At 47.6% G+C, this 19,957-nt stretch carries 18 protein-coding genes and 1 riboswitch; of the genes, 1 reads left to right on the top strand and 17 read right to left on the bottom strand.

The features are described 5' to 3' along the window. Positions 1-54 precede the first annotated feature (54 nt). The 12 genes from GQF01_RS04505 to GQF01_RS04560 all read right to left on the bottom strand — a co-directional run bounded on the left by GQF01_RS04505 (position 55) and on the right by GQF01_RS04560 (position 13,854). Positions 55-393 (bottom strand): DoxX family protein, encoded by a 339-nt coding sequence (locus GQF01_RS04505; RefSeq protein WP_161405671.1) that lies wholly within the window; start codon positions 391-393, stop codon positions 55-57. A 141-nt stretch (positions 394-534) separates the two neighbouring features. Next, on the bottom strand, positions 535-1,206 hold the full coding sequence (gene tenA, locus GQF01_RS04510; protein ID WP_161405672.1) for a thiaminase II: 672 nt from the start codon (positions 1,204-1,206) through the stop codon (positions 535-537). Between the two features lie 36 nt (positions 1,207-1,242). Continuing rightward, complete coding sequence (locus tag GQF01_RS04515) at positions 1,243-2,517, bottom strand: acetylornithine deacetylase (RefSeq protein WP_161406429.1); 1,275 nt, start codon at positions 2,515-2,517, stop codon at positions 1,243-1,245. A 94-nt stretch (positions 2,518-2,611) separates the two neighbouring features. Continuing rightward, a riboswitch (TPP riboswitch) is annotated at positions 2,612-2,712 on the bottom strand. A 37-nt stretch (positions 2,713-2,749) separates the two neighbouring features. After that, on the bottom strand, positions 2,750-4,753 hold the full coding sequence (locus tag GQF01_RS04520) for a right-handed parallel beta-helix repeat-containing protein (RefSeq protein WP_161405673.1): 2,004 nt from the start codon (positions 4,751-4,753) through the stop codon (positions 2,750-2,752). Between the two features lie 56 nt (positions 4,754-4,809). Next, complete coding sequence (locus GQF01_RS04525) at positions 4,810-5,640, bottom strand: carbohydrate ABC transporter permease (RefSeq protein ID WP_161405674.1); 831 nt, start codon at positions 5,638-5,640, stop codon at positions 4,810-4,812. Continuing rightward, positions 5,633-6,511, bottom strand: a complete 879-nt coding sequence (locus GQF01_RS04530) for a carbohydrate ABC transporter permease (RefSeq protein WP_161405675.1) — start codon at positions 6,509-6,511, stop codon at positions 5,633-5,635. The genes GQF01_RS04525 and GQF01_RS04530 overlap by 8 nt, the downstream gene beginning before the upstream one ends. Before the next feature lie 30 nt (positions 6,512-6,541). After that, positions 6,542-7,852 carry an ABC transporter substrate-binding protein gene (locus GQF01_RS04535; RefSeq protein WP_161405676.1) on the bottom strand — a complete coding sequence of 437 codons (1,311 nt, stop codon included), beginning with the start codon at positions 7,850-7,852 and terminating at the stop codon, positions 6,542-6,544. Between the two features lie 48 nt (positions 7,853-7,900). After that, positions 7,901-9,457: an FAD-dependent oxidoreductase gene (locus GQF01_RS04540; protein WP_161405677.1), complete on the bottom strand. Its 1,557-nt coding sequence runs from the start codon at positions 9,455-9,457 to the stop codon at positions 7,901-7,903. Positions 9,458-9,474: 17 nt separating this feature from the next. Continuing rightward, positions 9,475-10,581, bottom strand: a complete 1,107-nt coding sequence (locus GQF01_RS04545) for a hypothetical protein (RefSeq protein WP_161405678.1) — start codon at positions 10,579-10,581, stop codon at positions 9,475-9,477. Beyond that, on the bottom strand, positions 10,578-11,366 hold the full coding sequence (locus GQF01_RS04550; protein ID WP_161405679.1) for a creatininase family protein: 789 nt from the start codon (positions 11,364-11,366) through the stop codon (positions 10,578-10,580). Before GQF01_RS04550 ends, GQF01_RS04545 begins: the two co-directional genes overlap by 4 nt. After that, on the bottom strand, positions 11,363-12,121 hold the full coding sequence (locus tag GQF01_RS04555; protein WP_161405680.1) for an SDR family NAD(P)-dependent oxidoreductase: 759 nt from the start codon (positions 12,119-12,121) through the stop codon (positions 11,363-11,365). The genes GQF01_RS04550 and GQF01_RS04555 overlap by 4 nt, the downstream gene beginning before the upstream one ends. Positions 12,122-12,132: 11 nt before the next feature. After that, positions 12,133-13,854 (bottom strand): amylo-alpha-1,6-glucosidase, encoded by a 1,722-nt coding sequence (locus tag GQF01_RS04560; protein WP_161405681.1) that lies wholly within the window; start codon positions 13,852-13,854, stop codon positions 12,133-12,135. Positions 13,855-14,084: 230 nt separating this feature from the next. Here GQF01_RS04560 and GQF01_RS04565 point away from each other — a divergent pair, with 230 nt between their 5' ends. Then, on the top strand, positions 14,085-14,903 hold the full coding sequence (locus GQF01_RS04565) for a helix-turn-helix domain-containing protein (protein ID WP_161405682.1): 819 nt from the start codon (positions 14,085-14,087) through the stop codon (positions 14,901-14,903). On the opposite strand, the gene GQF01_RS04570 is transcribed toward GQF01_RS04565, so the two are convergent. Genes GQF01_RS04570 through GQF01_RS04590 form a run of 5 tightly spaced genes read right to left on the bottom strand, consistent with a single transcriptional unit; the run spans position 14,900 to position 19,753 of the window. Next, positions 14,900-15,685 (bottom strand): IclR family transcriptional regulator, encoded by a 786-nt coding sequence (locus GQF01_RS04570; protein WP_161405683.1) that lies wholly within the window; start codon positions 15,683-15,685, stop codon positions 14,900-14,902. The two genes, GQF01_RS04565 and GQF01_RS04570, sit on opposite strands and share 4 nt — an antisense overlap. Further along, entirely contained in the window at positions 15,685-16,071 is a 387-nt protein-coding gene (locus GQF01_RS04575; protein WP_161405684.1) for a RidA family protein, read from the bottom strand. The genes GQF01_RS04570 and GQF01_RS04575 overlap by 1 nt, the downstream gene beginning before the upstream one ends. Continuing rightward, entirely contained in the window at positions 16,068-16,919 is an 852-nt protein-coding gene (locus tag GQF01_RS04580; protein ID WP_161405685.1) for an SMP-30/gluconolactonase/LRE family protein, read from the bottom strand. Before GQF01_RS04580 ends, GQF01_RS04575 begins: the two co-directional genes overlap by 4 nt. A 33-nt stretch (positions 16,920-16,952) precedes the next feature. After that, positions 16,953-18,272, bottom strand: coding sequence for an aspartate aminotransferase family protein (locus tag GQF01_RS04585; RefSeq protein WP_161405686.1), 1,320 nt, complete (start codon positions 18,270-18,272; stop codon positions 16,953-16,955). After that, positions 18,272-19,753, bottom strand: a complete 1,482-nt coding sequence (locus GQF01_RS04590; RefSeq protein ID WP_161405687.1) for a M81 family metallopeptidase — start codon at positions 19,751-19,753, stop codon at positions 18,272-18,274. The genes GQF01_RS04585 and GQF01_RS04590 overlap by 1 nt, the downstream gene beginning before the upstream one ends. Positions 19,754-19,957: the final 204 nt, after the last annotated feature.

Raw genomic sequence — 19,957 nt, forward strand, 5'->3', positions numbered from 1 at the left:
ATACACAAGGATATTCGACTTCTGTAGGAATTTCAATTAGAAAAATCGAAGGTCTTAGTTCAAAATGATGACAATAACAGCTAGTATGAACAAAATGATAGGCATCATTGCTTTGGCAACTGGATCTTTCACGCGAACCAAGTGGACTAGAGCTGCAACAAACATAGTGATTGCCATAAGAATAGCACCAATTAAAGCATACGGACTAACCCAAATGCCAATAATAATGATAGCGGCCGACAGAATTTCTACTAAACCAGTAAAAATCCTCATTCCCGACGATAGCCGATATCTCTTGAACTCATCTGCCATCTGTTTGCCAAACTTCATGAAACCAAACAGCAGAAACCCGATTCCTAAAACAATTTGAAGAACAATGGACAAAATATGCATGTGATCCACCCCTATATATATTTTATATAACATTAGTTATTCTAATATTAGAATATATGTTAGTCAAGATAAAAATTAAAAAAACAATTGGGTGAACAAAAAAAGGAGTTGCCGCGTGGCAATCTCCTAACTAACTCCAAACTATTCTGCAGGCCACATTTCCATACGGTAAGCCATCTCCCAGAACAAATATTCATATCGCGTCGTATTAAGGAATATTTCTTCCAGCTTCATTAACTCAGATTCCGGCTTTCCTTCCGTTAGCTGATCCAGCAGCCCGATACACCACTGCGCTAAGCCCCCGAACTCTTCCGAGCTGTACATCTTAATCCAATCTCCATAATCGGAGTGTTCGCTGGCCCCAGGTAATCGGCTTAACTCTTTGCCAATTTCGGAGTAACTCCACATGCATGGAAGGAGCGCTGCAGTTAGTTCTGCTAACGATCCGTTTTGCGCTGTATGCAGCATATAATGTGTGTAAGCTAGTGTAATAGGGGATGGTTTCGCCTGCTCTAACTCCTCCTCCGTGATGCCGAACCGAGCCGCATAAGCTCTGTGAAGGGACATTTCTTCATTCAATGTCGCGTTCAGCAGGCTTGCAAACATGCCCATTACCGCCAAATCGTCGGATTTTACCGCTCCTAGTGCAAACAGTTTGGCGTAATCTTTTAAATACACATAATCTTGAATCATATAGAAGCGAAACTTCTCCAAATCCAGCGTGCCTTTGCCCATTTCCTGAACAAACGGGTGGGTGTGATTACTCCGCCATACCGGTTGCAATCTTTCATATAAGCGCTTAGAAAAAGTCATGATCGGTTCCCCTTTTTTATGTATATAGTTAAATACCTATCGTTCCGTGCGGCACCATGCATAGATGAACTTCAGCATCACTTTGGTAAAATCAATCAGCTGTGCGATGGAAACCTGCTCATTGACCGCATGCGCGTGTTCCAAACGACCAGGCCCGTAGATGACAGCCGGAATCCCCGCGTCACCGAACCAACCGCCGTCCGTAACCGTCGCCGAGACATCGATCATCGCCGGTTTGTCCAAAACAAGCTCATGGAAAGCTTTCAAAGCTTTCACACCAGGATGATCGGGGTCCACCTCAAGTGAGGGGAAGATCTCTCCGCGGTCTTCGATCATCGAAGAACCGCCCCAGTTGAATGTAGGAGGATTCTCTCTCAGCCAAAGATCGCTTTGCGCAATTCGGTCAATATGCGCTTCAATTTCTTGGATGACTTCGTCATAAGTCTCATTCGGGTAGAAATGGACGGTAATCCACAACCGGCACTCATCGGCTATAAAAGCCGCATGTCTGCCACCTTCGATTACAGCAGGATTAATCGTAGTAGTACCTGGCGAACAGCCGGGATAACTCTTCATAACGGCCCAGTGCCGTTCCAGCTCTTGCAGCCCTTGTACAACTTTCATCATTTTCTCTATGGCGCTTGCCCCAAACAGCTTGCCGCCTGCATGGATCATACTTTTGCGGGTGGCATCGTGCCAGGTTTGTTGGCTCTTCACCGTGATCCATCCGGTAATGACACCTCCTTGTCCTTGGAGATGCAAATCACTCGTGTCCACGACGACCGCGAAGTCCGCCCGGTACCCGCGTTTGCAGCATTCGAGCGTCCCCGCCTCCCCCACCTCTTCCCCAATCACCGATTGGAAGATGAGGTCCCCTGGCAGTCGGATGCCCGCTTCTCCCAGCAGTTGAACGGCAAAGAGCGCACCGGCGAGCCCACCCTTCATATCCGCCACACCCCGGCCTATGATTACCCCATCGCGGACAAGCGGCGTGAAGGGTCCAGCTTCCCAAGGCTCATCCGAACTGACCTCAGCCACATCGATGTGGCCATTGATAATAAGGCTTTTATACAACTCAGGTGCTTGTCCTTTCAGGATGCCAACGACATTCGGGTCCCCGGGATACACCTCCCACTGATCGATCTCAAAGCCTCTTTCCTGCAGGAATTCAGCGATAAAACCTTGGGCTTCAGCTGTATTTCTTGCTGGGGGTGCTGGCGTCTCGAACCGTACCAAACGTTCCACCAATTGGATCAACTCCACTTGACGTTCTTCAACTTGCTGGATTACAACATCAAGTTCCTTTGCCAAGCTTGTCACTTAATCTCCTCCTTCCTCCTAGCAGTACAAAAAACAAAAAACCGCTCTCTGATAGAAAGCGGCCGCGTTATGATATAGGAATCCAAACGACATACAACCACTTCCCTTCGCTAGCATTACCTAGATCAGGTGTAAGGGTTAAGACCTAAGTCTCTCTCAGCTATGACAGCACCCCTAGTGTTCAATACGATTCAGTTGTCTAGTCAAATCTTACCACAAGATGCTATAACAGCCAATCCCCTACCATGCTTACAATCTCCCACTGACCGTCTGAACGACCCAGCAGTACAATAGAATTGCCTTGCACGTCGGTTCCAATGGAGGACTTCCCTCCATTTGGTGTTAGAATCGACTTCCCTGGCTGTGTTTGCAGATTAAACCGATATGGCGCTTCTACAAAAAAAGTATAAGTGACAGAAGCTTTAGCTGTTGGCAGCGTCAGATTGACCTCACCGGATGAGCCAGCGTTGGTGATTTTAAAGCCTATGTAATCGAAAGTAACGGATCCCGAAGAGGAATAAGCTTGAATAGGCAGCGGTTGTTTTGCCGCATAGAGATCTTCGGCTGTGGGTGCTATTGAATAGAGTTTTTGGCCTCCGCCTTTGACGTTGCAGTTGATATACGCTACGTTCCGCAATAATTCCGCATTGTTTTTCTTCAGAGAGAATCCACGTTTAATCAGCGGTACCTGACGTGTATCAACGGATTCGCACTCCGTATAGACCGCATTTCCAATGACGGTTCTGACTTGTGACGGCACCGTTGTGAGAATGAACGATGAGCCATAACCATAGGGGTCCTCAGGCTGGTTAACCGTATTACAGTTAATTGCCCGGCACCGTATATAGGAACGTTTCGCGCTGTCTGCTGAGAAGGATAAATCAGAGAATCCGCCATATTGCTCGCTTTCAGCGATGCAATCGATCAGTTTGATTTCGCCTTGCACAGCTTTGGCAGCATCTCCTCCGTAGTTCATGGAGTAACCAAATGAATTCCCTTTGGTTTTACATTTATCAAAAACGATATCAATCGGCTCACTCGCTGCTGTAGGTTTCAACAAAGTGACGAGGAATCCTCGGCCTGTATTCCCATCCGCCACACATTGGATGAAACGAATATTTTTGAGCAGATCTAGCTGACCATTGGGCTCAATATCGACTCCGCTCTGCGGAGCTGTTCCTTTCGTGTTGGAGAAACGGCAGTTCTCTACCGTGAGACCATCCACGGAGATAACGGAGAGTCCTTGTCTTCGGTTATTATCCGCACGGCAGTTACGAAGCACAATATTTCGGCAGAAGGCCACTGTCGATTCGAAATATCCGATGTAGAAGCCATCTCCGCCGCTGTCGTTGGCGTTAATATTCTCGAGTACAACGTTCTCTGAACCGCTGATGTCGAAGATATGGGCTTGTTCGCCTGTCGTATACGCGGCCTTGTTCATACGCAACGTGGAACCATTGCCGTTGATATACACGTCTTTAACGGTTTTGATACGAATTAATCGTTCATAGACTGGCCCTACTCTGCTGAGCGTATCTACCGCTTGTATGATAGTTCCCGGCTCAAATTCAATTGCAATTTGGCTTGGAATGAACAATTGACCTGTTAAGTAAAAACCAACCCGCTGCTTGGGAATAAACAATTTGTGACCAGAAGCTGCATTTAATGCCGTCTGCAAAGCCAGCGTATCGTTCGTTACGCCATCTGCTTTCGTACCAAACCAGGAAGCAATCAGCGTATCTCCATAGATCCGTTTGAAGCGTTTGCCGTTAGTGGACACAAGTACGGTTCCCGTATTATCCACGGATGTACTGTCGTTCGGGTCATAACGAAAGAAGCCCTCCTGCATCTCGTTCGTTACGTAATAAGCTAGTGCCGGATCAGGTTCAAGCTCTACCCTCAGCTCCTCCAGCTTGACGGCGACGGAGAAATTCATGTCCAGAATCTCAAGTAACTCAGCTCTACGTTTTCTGATCGCCACGCCGACGCCGTATACGGAACTAGTAACGGTTTGATCACTGGCAAAAGCAGTGGATTTACCTGCTATTCCCCATAAACCGCCAGAAACAGCAGCAACTCCCCCTATTCCTAGCGTAGCTAATAATTTCCTTCGGCTTAGTAATGGCTCCTTTTGTCCTTCCTTCTCCTCTGTTCCCGTTGTTGCCTCTGTGTCCGCTGAGATAGCTGCTTCTTCCATTTCATTCGATTGGTATGATGGTTTGGACATAGCTGTAGTCACTCTCCTTCTCCCGCATTCGGGTTATTCGTTGGAGCTCAGTTAAGTCAGCCTTTCAATCCAGTTGAAGCGATGCCTTGGACGAAGTATTTTTGAGCAAATAAAAAGACGACAAGGACGGGGACAATGGTGATGACGGCACCAGCCATGACAAGCGTCATCCTGTTTTGAACTTCGTTTTTCAGAAAAAGGAGCCCGAGAGGCAGCGTAAACATCTGTTTATCCTGTAAGTAAATAAGCGGTTCTAACGTGTTATTCCAAGCGCTGATGAAGGTAAATACAGCTAGTGCCGATAAGGCAGGCTTTGCCAAGGGAAGATAGATCTTATAGAAGATTTTCCATGGATTCGCTCCATCTACCCAAGCTGCATCGTAGAGTTCCTTAGGCAAGGTTTTATAGAATTGGTGCAGCAGGAAGATGCCAAAAGCTCCACCGAGGAAGCTCCTCAAAATGAGCGGATAGTACGTATCGAGCGCACCAACGGATTTCCAGATGAAATACGTTGGAATCATTGTGATTTGGGAGGGCAGCATCATCGTGCCCAGCATCGCTAAGAATATAAGGTTCCTGCCACGAAATTGGAAAAATGCTAATCCATAGGCTACAATCGCACAGGAAGCAACGGTTCCGATTAAATCCATGATTGTGACAAAGATGCTGTTCAGGGTGAACTGCAGAAAGTTTACCTCAATCCATACTTGCTCATAATTTTTCCAAACGAACGGTTCCGGAATTAATTTGGGAGGGAAGGTTAGCTCCGAGCCTGCTGCGGTCAATGATGTCGAAAGCATATATAGGAAAGGCACAAGCATGAGAACAGACCCAATTCCCAAAATCACATAAGCAGTAACTTTCAGACTGGTGTAGGAATTATTCATAATGCACCCACCTCTTTTCCGTTACCTTCTGTACAATGGTGATGGCCAGAATAACGAGGAACAATCCCCAAGCCATCGCCGATGCGCTGCCCATTTTGAAATTCAGGAAGGAATCACGGTAAATCAAGATGTTTGGCACCATATTACGGTCGGCTACAGAAATGACGTCACCAAGCATGACTAGAAACACATCAAAAGCATGGAAAGCAGAGATCGTGGAGAGGATCATGACCATATACACCATAGGGGACACGATGGGCATCGTTATTTTGGTAAACAACGTCCAACCTGTCGCTCCATCCATGCGTGCTGCTTCCAGCATTTCTTCAGATATATTCTGCATGCCTGCCAAAATGAGGACCATCGAATACCCGGCACCCTTCCAGATGTTCACGAGTGCGATAGAGCCAATGACTAACCACCATTTCCCGCTGCGTATCCAATCGATTGGCTGGAGTCCCAGTATGTGTAGAATCCAGTTCAACAAGCCGTATTCATTGTTATAAATCCACAGCCAGATCATCCCCCCTGCGACCCATGGCGTGATCACAGGGAGAAAGTAAATCATCCGGAACAAGGATTTGCCACGAATTTGCTGATTGAGCAGGTAGGCCAGAATAAGCGCAGTGAACGTCTGCAGCGGCACGAACAATACAGCAAAATAGCCAACGTTGCGCATCGAAAGCCAGAAGACTTTCAGGTGCAGGAATTGGTTCCAGTTACGCAGTCCAATCCATTGCGGCGGGTTGAATAAATCCCACTTCGTAAAGGTTAAATAGAGTGAAAATACGAAGGGAAACAAGAAGAATATCAGCAGTTGCAGGACAAAAGGTACAGTGAAGGCGAAGCCCCACCAGCCTTGTTTGCGCATCGGAGCACCTCTTTTCAAGTCCAATCCGGTTTATTTGTTTTCGTCGAGTACGCCTTGGACTTTCTGCTGAATTTCTTTAGCGCCTTCTTCCGGTGTTCGCTTACCATCCATAATATCGTTCAAGATCGGACCGGCTGCTGCGCGCCATTCGTTCCAGGATGCGTTCTCATCCAGGGTACCTCCCGCTTCTTCAATCCCTTTGGTATAAGCCTTCTTATTGACCGGTTTACTCGTGGATTTCTCGAGTTCAGCCAGCGCTGTTTTCTTAACAGGCAAGCTTGTGCCGCTTTCTGACAGCAAGGTCTGACCCTCATCACTTAGATAGTACTTGAGGAATGTCCATGCGGCTTCCTTCACTTCGGGCTTCGCCTTGGAATACACGATCCATTGGTTCACGACCATGGGAACGAAGCGTTTGCCATCCATACCAATCGGCATTTTGACGGTGTCCCAATCCAGGTCTGGTTTATTTTTATTGAGAGAGACTTGGGTTGCGTACTGGAAAAATGTCATGGCTACTTTCCCATTTTCGAAAAATTTGCCGGTAGTTGCGGCTTCTCTCGTAGGGCTAACCTTTAGCTTATTAATGGTATCCGCCCAAGCCGTCAGTCCTTGAATCGACTTGGCATCTGTGAAATTGGATTTGGTTAATGTCGAGTCAAGAGCGGAACCACCGTATGCCCTCATCCAAGGAAGCCATCCTAAGGTGATATTGCTTCCTGCCTGGAAGCCATAAATATCCGGTTTGCCATCCCCGTTCGTATCTTTCGTCAACTTCTTGGCGGTTTCGATCATATCATGATAAGTCCAGTCGTCTGTCGGAAAAGGAATGTTATTCTCTTTAAAAATCTGCTTATTAAAAGCTAGCGCCCCTGGGTTGATGCCATGCGGAATCCCATAAATTTTGTTATCTAACTTGGCGGATGTAAGAGCACTCACGTAGTCATCGGTCTTCAGATCGCGTTTGATGTACGGCTCAAGATTCTCAGCAACCCCTCGTTTGCCGTAACCAAGCACAACCGCGTTTTCTTGCAGCCAAAGATCAGGGGGATTATTCCCTGCAATGCGAGTAACGATTTTCGTGACAAAATCCGCCCAAGGCGTTTCTTCGATTTCCAGCTTAATGTTCGGATACTTAGCCTGGAAATTCGTAATGATCTTCTGACTAGTGATGTCATAACCGCCGGGTAAACCAATTTTCAACGTAACATCTTTCAAGGGGGCTGCTGTTGTCGTTCCTCCTGTGTCGCTAGTTACCGTTGCCGCAGGTTTGCCTGTTGAACAGGCTGTGAGAAGAGATAATGCTACCATAATTCCTATAACGGTTGTCTTTTTGCTCATGAGTATGACCTCCCATTAAGAACAATTTTGAATCAATGACACATCTCTTTATGCATTCATGTGAAGGATTTGACCATCTAGCAGCAGTTGTTTTCGCAGCAGTCCATAATCCAGATCTTGCAAGGCACATTGGTGCTGCAGCGCTAGTGCTGCAGCCGTGGCCGCGGATTGGCCAAGGATCATAAACACTGGCTCCATTCGAATAGACCCATAGGCGATATGCGAGGAAGACAAGCATACGGGCACAACGAGATTGGTACACTCCTCTCCTTTTGGAATGATCGCTCGATACGAAATCGGATAAGGCCCATTTGGACTGATTTCAACGTTCCCTTCATTGATGCACCGACCGTCCAGTACCAATCGCCGGCAATTGTGCGAATCCATGGTGTAGGCGGCTAACCCCACTGAATCCTCCTCTGTTCGATAATGACGGCAATGATGTTCGGTCATAACAACGTCTGCAATCATGCGCCTCGCTTCACGAATATAGAGTTGATGCGGCCAGCCGCCCGTTGTGGTAAACTCATCAGCTGGAAGCCCCCACGTTCTAACCTCCGCTCGAATGGCTGCTGGAATCGTGTCATCATTCGCCAGAAAATAAAGCATTCCCATATTATAGTGAAGATGCTGTTGAAACAGCTCCTCGCGAACCGCATAGCCCGCCTCTGGCCAAGCATAGTTACGTCCAATATAATCGGTCGAAATTCCGCCCCAATTGTTTAGATCACTCTTGCCCCCCGGCATCACCTTGTTGAGCTTCAAGGCATCCCAGACGCCGCTTCGAATATATCTCGCCAGTAGAGCGAATTCATCGCGATTGTAGTTAGGCGGCTCTGGATAAGGAAGCTGATTATCCGGGTTGCTGCTCAAACAGATTCGGAAATTGTACGCCTGAACGGAATCATCTCCCTGTCCTTGCACGCCTGGCAGCGCATCGGTTATTCCTGGAAGCAGTCCGCTATCTATCTTCCCTTCCTTCACATACGGGTCTACCCAAGCCGTAAAATTATGTTTGGGATGACCAAAATGAATACCATTCAATATTTCTTTGTACACGGTGCCGGGTTCTCTACCCACATGATAAGAAACGCCAGCTCGTGCGAGCAAATCTCCTTCATAAGAAGCATCTATAAACATTGGAGCTGTATAGACATTTCCGTCTTCCATTTTGATTTGCGTGATGCGTCCTGATTGCAGTTCTACGGCTTCTAAATGCTGCTCAAAATACACCGGTACTCCTGCTTCCTGTAACCACTCGGTGAAAATCCGCTCCGCCACATGAGGTTCTAACGCCCATGTTCTTCCATCAGGCTCATCGCTGCCGTAGTGCTGCCCTAATGCTTGATAGAACTCGCTGGAAATTCCCCCAATAGCCATCGTGTTTCCTACATCTGTACGCCCGAGTCCGCTTGACGTCATTCCGCCTACATGCTGACTGAACTCGGCAATTACCGCTTTCAGACCCATACGGCTTGCTTGAATAGCTGCTGCTACACCAGCTGGAGTACCTCCATAGATACAAAGATCCGCTTCGATGCGAGGCGCTTGACGAGGTAGAGCTTGCTTGGGCTTATAATAGTATAAATGTGAAAAAGCACTCATGTGGTCTCCTCCTTGGTTCAATTTGGGTAGGAGATAGAACACAGCTGCGGTGACTCTATCTTCCTTCCTAGAAACAGAGATTCCATGCCTAGATTGATCATTCCAGTTGTCAGAAATGTCCGTTCCGCACACACAGGTGAGCGGCCCGTCAGCACCATCTGCTCAATCAGCTGTGTCAGCTTCTCAAAATGGCTGTAAGGACGCCCCATTCCACTCTCACAGCGAGCAGCTGTCATCTCTCCATTACCTTCACGGAAAGCAAGTCCCCACTCTCGTATGAACCGCTGAAGCTGAAGCACATAACCTTTGAGACCATCGGTATAGGTAATTATGAACAAAACGGGCACATCAACGTGATCCCTCGGATGCCCAGGCAGTACATCTCTTAGTGAGCCAAGCGCCTGCATCATAAGATCCTCGGGAACCTCTCCCCGATCCATTGCGGCCCACACCGACCTGCCTTCCAGCGTTTGAACCGAGCGGATTCCGGTCTCACCGCCAGCTCTTTGTTCGGCTGCGGCCTGCAGCACCTCTATGCCATGAAAGCCATATGATTCAGTGCCAAGCCAACTGACTACGAAAATCTCCTGCACTTGATTTAGCTTCTCTGGAGAATATGCTGGCACTTGTGGGGTATGCGGAATAGAGGATCCCCCCAGAAAAGGCAGTCCTCTCTCCTTCAGCTCACTGTATATCCACTCCGCATCCTGCATGCAAAATGACAGATGTTTATCATTAAATATAGGTACGTTCAGCTCCAATAGATCCAAAGCACGGAACGTTTCTTCGAAAAAGTAGCGGCGTGGATACATTTTTTGACGTTTCTCGTTCCATGGATAGTCTCCATGTTCGCCTATCAAAAGAACGCCATGAATCGGACTCCCAACATGGGGAGCTGCAATTGCGTCCAAAATGGAACCGTAGACTGGAATACCTCGCTCTTGCGCTAGTGCCATGCCAGTATCATTAGCAGGAACTTGATCCAGATACAGCGATACAACATCGATCTGCGACGTATAATCGAACATACCCAGCAGCCGTCCGATGATCACTTCCGCATGGGAGTCTTGCCTGTATTCCGTAATGATGGCAGCTACTTTTTTCCGCTCAGTCCGTGCGCTCATGGGGCCAGTTCCACTCCTTCATTCATCCAATTGCCGACTTGCACAAGCCATTGTGCCGTCGATTCAATGATTGCTTGCATGTACATGGCTCCCTTGGCTGCATCAGCCTGGTGAGCAGAGTCCGTATAACCATCCACACCGGTTAAGTAACTGTGTTTGCCGACGAAAGATCCTGGTGGGCCGGCATTAATCCAAGACCGCTGCGAATGTGCTGGGCGATCTATGCTTTCATTTCGGATCAGATCCGGCGTAAGCGATGCGATAAGGGAGGTTTCGAAGCCTCCGGCATGCCCCGGGACCATCCCCATTTCTTGCGCGTGAAGCTCTGTAAGGGCTGATCGAGATAAACTCCAATAGGAAGCGGAGGCCGTCCAGATATCATGCTGCACGGCTAGATCCTGAGCGGCCTGATGCATCATGGGCTCATTGCCTCCATGTGCGTTGAGAAAGATGATTTTACGAAAGCCACCGCTTACTAGACTTTCGCCTATTTCCTTCAACATGAGAAGATAAGTAGACGAAGTGAACGATAGCGTGCCGCCAAAAGCCAAATGATGCTGTGAGCACCCCACAACAAGCGTTGGGGCTAATAGAAGCTTCGTGGACGTCGCAGCCTGCTTGCAGGCTTCAAATGCCAGATGTTCTCCTATCAAACTGTCGGTAAATACTGGAAGATTAGGCCCATGCTGCTCCGTAGCGGCAAGTGGAACCACTACCGCATACCCCTCATCCGCATGGCGTTTTAACGTTTCGCGTGTTCCGTGGTGAAACAAGAAATCGGTCATAGCGCAAATCCCCCGTCAATCGTAAGCAATGCGCCTGTTATATAGGATGCGGAATCAGACAGCAGAAAGGCAGCCAATTCCGATACTTCGTCAGGCGTTCCCGAACGGCCAAGCGGGGTCATCTTGGCAACGGCTTCTTTGAAGGAAGACGGAAGTGAGCTTAATGCCTCTTCCGTTTTGATATCACCTGGGAGCAAAGCGTTAGCTCGAACACCCATGTGTGCGTAGTCAGCAGCGATGACTCGGGTCATCTGATTGACGCCTGCTTTGGCAGCACCATAAGCGAGACAAGTCGGTTTCACCTTATGGCTTAAGACAGAGGAAGCATTCAGAATCACGCCGCCTCCCGATTCAATCAGAAGTGGAAGAGCATGTTTATTGATCAGAAAGGTACTCGTCAAAGTTCCTAGAAGTACTTGATTCCATTCCTCTAAAGAGAGCTGCAGAGCGGGTTTAGATATTTGTGTGTACGCATTGTGATATAAACCATCCAAGCGGCCCCACTCTTTCTGAATGCTTTCTAACGTAGTTGTGACCTGTTTCTCATCTCGCGCATCGGATTGAATGTACAATAAGTCACTTGGGAGAAACGATGCAATGGCTGGATCGCTCAACCTTTGTTTGGCATCCTCGGGTGTAGCTAGATCAGTCGCTACGATTTTGGCGCCTCGCTCAAGAAACATCCTGACCGCTGACATTCCCAGCTTGCCAAGCGCCCCTGTTACTAGAATCACTTTTCCGCTTAACTGCGCCACAATGGTTCCCCCTATGCCTGTTCCATTAATAGACAAGCTGTCAAAGCTGCCGACCAATGAAAATCTCTGACAACGTCCATCTTTTGACGAATATTATACGTACCAGTCGGTGGCCCCTTTCGATCGCATTCTGGTGGAGGCACGAGGTCCGCAGAATCAAAATACTCAAAAATAACCCCGTATTGTTCATAGTATTTTTGCACCATCTGGATACTTTGCTGAGCAAGTTGATCTGCTTCCGCTGCTCTCCCCTGCTTCTTAAGACCGATATAGACTAGGTAATTCATATTCATCCATACAGGACCTCTCCACATATCTGTGCCGTACGTTTCTTCAGTAGCCGCTGTTGTTGGAATAGGGAATCTGGTTTGGAAATGGCTTGGATCCTGCAGCATGGCAATTAGTCGATCTGTACGTTCATGAGGCATATGAGTTAGGAGCAGTGGTAAAAATCCACTTACGGCCTTCACCTTAGAGAAGCTTCCGTCCATATCACGATCATAATAAAATCCTTCTCTCTCATCCCAGAGCAGATTTTGAATCTGATCGTTCAGATCAGACGCTTTTTGCTGCCAACGCCTTGCTGTTTCCGTCTCTCCAAGCTCGGCTGCGATTAATCCGAGATAATGAGCATCTTGAGCGGCGAAGACAGAGAAATCAACAGCATCCAATACCGCAGCACGATCAAACCGTGGAGAATTATCCATACCGGACTCTCCGGAGCGGCAAAGCGGATTGCCTTCGATCATCCATTCGAGCAGCCCATTCTCATTTCGGTCACGGTTCGTGATATCCCAATCTAGATAACGTTCCAGGATAGGGAGCGCATAACGTAAAGAGATGCTTTGCTTCGTATGCAGGTAGTTCTCCCAAACACCCCATGCGAGTAAGGGAGGCTGCGTCATGCTAGAACCTGATCCATCAACTTTGCTAGTATGAGGAATCATGCCATCTTCACGCTGCGTATCTAAGACGGATTTCAGGAACTCCCATGACAGCTCGGGGTTCAGCACATTCATCGCAAACGAGTGAAATACGGAGTCCCACAGCCACATTGCTTGGTGAGGAACACGGTCAGGCGTGGACCAATGCTGACGTATGACACCTTCAGGTGCAAGCGTATTGACTTTCATCACGCTAAAGCACTTCAGAAGCAGACGTTCCTTCAACGGGTCATCCTGCTTGGGCACTCGCTGATAAAATTTCAGTCTCGCTTCCGTTTCTTCCCACGCGTCGACGGTAAGCCCCTTCCTTACCCGGCTGACCGCTTCATCTAGGTGGCTTCCGTAAGCTAATGCCCATCGTTCCTTGTCTCTGAGCAGTACGATGACATCCCTTCCGTTAGCTGCCTCCGTGATGACAAGGGAATCTTCTGCCCAAGCTTTGCCTCCCCCTTCTTCTTCAAAGCTTAACTGGATATCGACGGCCACAGGAGCCAGACCAACGAGTGTATGCCAGCTCTGATAAACCGCCAGCAGCGGGCCCTCCTCCATTTCGGTTACCATGACATCTCCTGTGGCGATGCGAACCTCACCTGAATGAGGCATGGTAAATTGCAGCCATCTGCGCTTTGGCGTATGAAATAGCAGGCTGATCTCTTTAGCCCCCACTGTTGCTACGAATTGCGAATTCGAATCCGTCTGTCCGTCGTATCCAGAGAAAGCAAACAGTGCTCCCTCTTTCCACAGATCTGGTAAATGTTCCTGAACATGCAGCGCCATCTTGCCTGTCAAATTTGCTCTCTCCTCTATGAACCCATTTATTGATTTTATTATCGCGTATTTTAGATAGCCGGTTCTATAGAAGAAATTGCGCTTTCATTACAAGATTTTGCTCTTTTCATCGTTTCGGTGCGTTAGAGACTATGATATACTCAGAATCATCTAATAGATAAGGCTGGTGAGCTGCATTGGATGCTTTGAAGAAAATTGAACCCTTCGAAGGTAGGCGCTTCCCTCTCCGAATGACCGAAGTCATTAGTTGTTTTCACTTGGTCAGACCTCATTGGCACGATCACCTCGAGTTTATTCAGCTTATGGAAGGTGAAGCGCAAATTCATATCGATAATCGAACCTTTGTCGTACGAGCACCGGCTATTTTATTTATTAATAGTTGCAAGATTCATTCGATGCAGTCCCTGAACGGCAAGAGCAGCACCATCCACGGGATGATCTTCGATATGTCCTTGCTATCTGGCTCTTTTGAGCATTCCGAACTACAGCATGTATTCGCCCGCTTCATACAGACAGCTCCCATCCTGGAGCCCATCCTCCCCTCACATCCGTTATGGAACGACCTGACGACCCATTTTGAACTCGCATTCAAAGAGTACGCGGCACAAGAGATTGGCTGTGAGCTCATCATTAAATCTTCTCTGTATCGCATGATGATTCCTATGCTTCGCGGTTTTCAGCAAGAGTTGTCTCTATCGAAAGACTTGAACAAAAGCTTTGACCAATACAAACGTCTCAAACCTGCTATTGATTTCATAGAGTCCTGTTATGCGCAAAAGATTTATACTGACACCCTCGGTGGACTGGTCAATTTGAGCCCTTTTCACTTTACCCGTTTGTTCAAAAAGGTCACGGGACTTACTCCGATGAATTATATCAATCGCTATCGGGTAGACATGGCCAAACGCTTACTGATTGAAAAAGACCTCACGATTACGCAAATTGCTGAGCGCACGGGTTTCTGTAATGTGAATTATTTTGATAAAGTATTTAAGGAAATGAACGGGTTCACGCCGCTAGAGTTACGGAAACAATTCACGGAAAGTTAGGTAGCTTGATAATACTGTATCGAAGTAAGTTTCTTCGCCCCTTGCACGACAAGCTCTGTCATTTGGCTCCATGTATCTTCCTTCCATCTGTTCGTCGGAATAGAAATACTCATAGCAGCTATCAATTCTTGATTAGCATTATAGATGGGGGCAGCTACACAACGGATACCTTGTACCGCTTCCCCCTCGCTGTAAGCCACTCCTGCCTGGCGAATCTCCTGGAGCTGCCCCACTAATTTCTTGAGATCAGAAATCGTATGATCGGTCAGAAGACCAAGTTCTTGCTCTCTGTACAGCTGCACGACATCGTCATCCGTCATAGCACTTAAGAATAATTTGCCCATCGCAGTAGTGTGAAGCGGCAGCTTCATCCCCAGATGCGAGATAAAGCGCACATGGTGTGTACTTTGTTTTTCAGCAATATACAGGATATTCCTATCGCTTCGAATCGCAAGATAAACAGCTTCATTCACTTCTGAAACGATCTGCCCCGCAATATATTGAAACTCTGTTGTTAAGTTCGTTTGCTGCGCATATTTGGCACCAATTTGAAAGATTTTATAACCAAGTCGAAACGTTTTTCCGTTCTCATCCTTGTCTAAATAACCACGATGCACCAAATTCTGCAAAATTTTAAAAACACTGCTCGCTGGGAGTTCCAACTGGCGTGTGATGTCCATTAAGCTTAATTCTCTTGCTTCAACTTCCCCGAACAATTCAAAAATATCCAGCACACGGTCAGCTGATTTGACGGTTTGGCTCGATTTATCCGTTATACTCATCAATCATCCTTCCTTACTGGAGAAAGTGCGATAACATCGACTTCTACCAAAATATCAAAATTTAAATCACAATAAATGGTCGTCCTGGCCGGATAGGGATAGGCAAAATAGCTGCCGTACACCTCATTGAATGCTTGATAATGGGAGCGTTCTTTCAAATACACGTTCACTTTCACCACATCCTCTAATGTGGCATTTGCTGCTTCCAAGATATGTCGAATGTTCTCCAGTGTCTGTAAGGTCTGAGCCCTTAAATCCGGGCTCACAACCTGTCCTGTCTCGGGGTCCAGTCCTCCTTGACCGGACACGAACACGAAACCTCCCGCTTGTATTGCGGAAGAAAAGGGCTTGCCACTTGCTCCATCGGTTGCAATAGGTTGTTTCAACTTTCAACACTCCTTTCATCATTGTCGTTCCAAAGAGCCCAGCATCTTCCTGGTGTCTCCGTTCGAAAGCTTTCAATCGTTCCCGCATCCGCCATGGTGACATAGCAGGTGCGTCCATCTGCTCCGCCAAATGTGACATTTGTGCATAGTTTGCCGTTAAGAGCAACTTCCCTCAGCAGTTCACCTTGCGGCGAAAGAACGGCAATCGTCCCTTTTCCATATCGCGTAACATACAGATTCCCTTCGATATCACAGCGCATACCGTCCAATCCATAATCGGCAAATTCATGAAATAACCGTTTATTGCAAATATCAGATCCGCCTATGAGATCGTATTGCCAAATCCGCCGCTGAACGGTTTCATTCACGTACAGACTCCGCTCATCATAATTGACCTCAATGCCATTCGTTGTGCCCATTTCGGCTTCCAATAGGGTAGATATGCCGTTCTGAGCGATACGCCATAACATCCCACTCGATTGCTTCCAGTTCGGGTCACTCGCAAACCACATGCCATTCTTCGTAACAGCAATGTCATTGGGCTGGTTCATGGCGGGCTGCTCCGCAAATGTGTCAATTTGAAGCGTTTGCATGTCCACTCGCAAAATACGGTGCCCGGTATAGTCGGCGATGAACATGTCGCCTCGATGAAAGCGAATCGCATTTCCTGTAGCACCTGCAGGCAGTTCTAGAAATAGACGACTGACCCCTTCAGGTGTTACTTTCCCTATCGTATGTCGTCTAGCATAGTTCACAGCATACACATTCCCCTGTTTATCACAAGCTGGGCCTTCGATCCCTGATGTAAACAAATGAGGTTCGGTTAACGTTTGACTCACATATAACACTTGCTCCCGCCTCCTTCTTCCCCATTCTGTTATTCATCGGTAAGCCGCGATTCGTTGTGCAACCCGTTCTACAGCAGCCAGTGTCTCCAGAACTTCCTTCTCCCCATGTGCCGTTGACACATACCAAAGCCCATTCGGACGAACAAGAACACCCTCGTGCAGCATTTCTTCGGCAAAACGTGTATAAAGCTGGGAATCTCGAAGATTGAATGTATCGAAATCAGCGACTTCGGTTCGATCGATAAACATCAGATGGAATACTGGCCCTTGCTGATTCACAACGGCTTGGAGCCCATTAGCCTTAAGAATCGAGCGAATCCCCTCTGTCAGCATCGTCGCAGTACGATCCATGTCCTTGAAGGCTTGCCCCTCAGATTTCGACAACTCTTGGATCACAGCGAGTCCCGCGGCTGTTGCCAGGCTGTTGCCGTTTAAAGTACCCAGATGCATGACCGTTCCTTCTTCGATTAGATGCATAATGTCTCTCTTACCAGCCACCGCGCTTAAGGCAACCCCTCCTGCCATCGCTTTGCCGATCGTTACTAGATCTGGATCAATGCCGAATCGCTCGTGAGCGCCACCCAAACCTAGCCGAAATCCCGTAATCACCTCATCCCAAATGAGTACGATGCCGAATTTCGAAGTTAATTCCCTCATCTTCTCCATGTACCCGGGCAAAGGTGAAATACATCCCGAATTACACATAACCGGCTCCGTGATCACCGCTGAGATTTCATGTTGATGTTTCGTTAGTGTCTCTTCCAAAGCTTCCGGATCATTCCATGGCAGCACAATGAGATCCTGCAGGCTATTCTGGCTCTGACCTCCAGTTCCCTGGATAATCCCTGATGCTGCTGCTGAATGGCCATTTGAAGAAAAATCAGGGCTCGGAAAAGAAGTGAAAATCGCATCTGACCAACCATGATAATGACCATAAAAACGAACCGTCTTGGTCTTGCCTGTATAAGCTCGAGCTAATCGCAGAGCTAGCATGACCGCTTCTGTTCCCGATCCGCTGAATGCTACTTGTTCTGCGCAAGGAAGTATTTCGGTTAATCGTTGGCCGAGGCGGATCTCACCATCATGCTGTAAACCGTATGTACTTCCATTTTGCATCGCTTCATAAATTTGCTCGTTATAAGCAGGATGAGCATGACCGAGGATCAGAGGCCCATAAGCCAGCATATAGTCGATATATTCGTGATTGTCCACATCCAGAATTCTTGCTCCGAATGCCTTTTGCACATACAGTGGCGTCGGTTTCATGGATGCTCGGAGGCTGCTTGCCACACCTCCTGCCACATAAGTTCTCGCTTCCTGCAATTTCTCTACGGATTGTAAGTATCGGTTCATTAGGCATGCTCCTTATCAAGGAAATGAAATGGAAATACGGTTTGTGGGACATGCTGGTAGGTTAAACGATGAAGTGAGGTGGTACAACATCCTGGGGTATCTACTTCGATGACTTGCTTGGCGATAGGACCGAATGCACTTATCCAGGCAACGGCCGATTTAACGACGATAAGATGAAAATCATTCGGGCTCAGGCCGATCGATTCGACATGGCCGATATCCCATGGGGGGACTCTTTCTTCTGTGAGAACAATCGTAACCTGATTAACTTCAATGACAGCTGTTTTTCCCATATAAGCCAGAGTCCCTTTCATATACGGGCCTCTATGCGTGTACCTACCATCGAACAGGAGCTTGATCTTTCCTTCAATTGGCACTGGTTTTCCGTGCAAGTTGTCACTTTTCCCACCTATAACGCATGAAATCTCACTACCAACTCCTTGCTGGCACGCGATTGAAACAGCTTCCTGATCACGAATAACGATTAAACTCTGGCATGGAAGCTTCAATAGTTCAGGTAGCAAATGAGTGCCATCGGCCGGGGCTCCTCCCCCTACATTATCGGATGCTTCAACTAAAATGAGGGGTCCCTCTTTGGCCTCCATGACAAGTCTAATCGCTTGCTCGACATCAGCTTCTTGAACCAGAAACTCTTCTCGAAGTGACCATGCAAGATTAGCCAGCTTCACCGCATAACGGTGTGCCAAAGCTTCATTCTGATTGGTCGTTACCGCAAAAGCCATGCCAGCGAATGGCACATCACTGTACGGAAATCCACCACAGACAGTCACGTTAAGAACCTCAGGGTCCTGCTCCATTTGGAAGGCTTCTTCCATGATTGTCTTCATGATCCCTTTTGTCGTAATCATCTTTTGCGGTACAACGAGCATGTTGGGTCTGGCAATGGCCATGACAGGCTGGATTTCGCCGCGAATCTGACGAACCAGCAGATGCAGCGCTTCCTCTCCGCGCTCGTAGGCATCAATATGCGGGTAAGTATCGTATCCGACGAGTAAGTTGCATAATCGAGCCATCTTCGCACCAAGATTGGCGTGAAGATCTACAGTAACCGCTATCGGTATTTGCTCACCTATCACGTTACGGATAGCCTCCAGTATGGCGGACTCCATGTCGAAGCATTGCTCGGAAACCATAGCTCCATGTAGAATTACGACCATTCCATCAAGATCAGGTGCAATTGAACGCGTCAACTGCTCCAAAATCAGCTGAGCCGCGTCTTCCGATACAATGCCGTTCGGTGTAGCCGACGTGTACAGCCCTGGGATAAGCGAAACTTTCTCTTCCTCTGATGCCGCGATAACGCCTCCCATCGTCGTTCGGGTATGCTCGAATACATCCATGAAGGCTTCCCTTCCAAGCGTGAAGCAGTGTTGAAAATCATTCCAATTCGTCTGTACAGGAGCGAAAGTGTTCGTTTCATGGTAGACACCGACAACTCCAATGCGTAACGGGTTTGACATGCCATGTTCACCTACCCTATTAACAGATAATGGGATAAAATTGAGATATTATGGAAATAGTGTAGCATATCATTTTTATTTATATCAAGAAATTTATTTTACACTTAGAAAATCAGACAAGGATAAAATTACCAATCCCCTTTGCAAAAGATGCATGCATAATAGTTCCTTACACTCCGCATGATAGGAGTACACCAAAAAAAG

It is taken from the genome of Paenibacillus silvestris, from assembly GCF_009882985.1.
GTDB lineage: Bacteria > Bacillota > Bacilli > Paenibacillales > NBRC-103111 > Paenibacillus_E > Paenibacillus_E silvestris.

Excerpts from the sequence above, each read along its gene's own strand:
- GQF01_RS04535 (WP_161405676.1), bottom strand. The coding sequence starts at position 7,852 with ATGAGCAAAAAGACAACCGTTATAGGAATTATGGTAGCATTATCTCTT.
- GQF01_RS04570 (WP_161405683.1), bottom strand. The coding sequence starts at position 15,685 with ATGAGTATAACGGATAAATCGAGCCAAACCGTCAAATCAGCTGACCGT.
- GQF01_RS04530 (WP_161405675.1), bottom strand. The coding sequence starts at position 6,511 with ATGCGCAAACAAGGCTGGTGGGGCTTCGCCTTCACTGTACCTTTTGTC.
- GQF01_RS04545 (WP_161405678.1), bottom strand. The coding sequence starts at position 10,581 with ATGAGCGCACGGACTGAGCGGAAAAAAGTAGCTGCCATCATTACGGAA.
- GQF01_RS04505 (WP_161405671.1), bottom strand. The coding sequence starts at position 393 with ATGCATATTTTGTCCATTGTTCTTCAAATTGTTTTAGGAATCGGGTTT.
- tenA (WP_161405672.1), bottom strand. The coding sequence starts at position 1,206 with ATGACTTTTTCTAAGCGCTTATATGAAAGATTGCAACCGGTATGGCGG.
- GQF01_RS04550 (WP_161405679.1), bottom strand. The coding sequence starts at position 11,366 with ATGACCGATTTCTTGTTTCACCACGGAACACGCGAAACGTTAAAACGC.
- GQF01_RS04565 (WP_161405682.1), top strand. The coding sequence starts at position 14,085 with ATGACCGAAGTCATTAGTTGTTTTCACTTGGTCAGACCTCATTGGCAC.
- GQF01_RS04540 (WP_161405677.1), bottom strand. The coding sequence starts at position 9,457 with ATGAGTGCTTTTTCACATTTATACTATTATAAGCCCAAGCAAGCTCTA.
- GQF01_RS04585 (WP_161405686.1), bottom strand. The coding sequence starts at position 18,272 with ATGAACCGATACTTACAATCCGTAGAGAAATTGCAGGAAGCGAGAACT.
- GQF01_RS04590 (WP_161405687.1), bottom strand. The coding sequence starts at position 19,753 with ATGTCAAACCCGTTACGCATTGGAGTTGTCGGTGTCTACCATGAAACG.
- GQF01_RS04520 (WP_161405673.1), bottom strand. The coding sequence starts at position 4,753 with ATGTCCAAACCATCATACCAATCGAATGAAATGGAAGAAGCAGCTATC.
- GQF01_RS04525 (WP_161405674.1), bottom strand. The coding sequence starts at position 5,640 with ATGAATAATTCCTACACCAGTCTGAAAGTTACTGCTTATGTGATTTTG.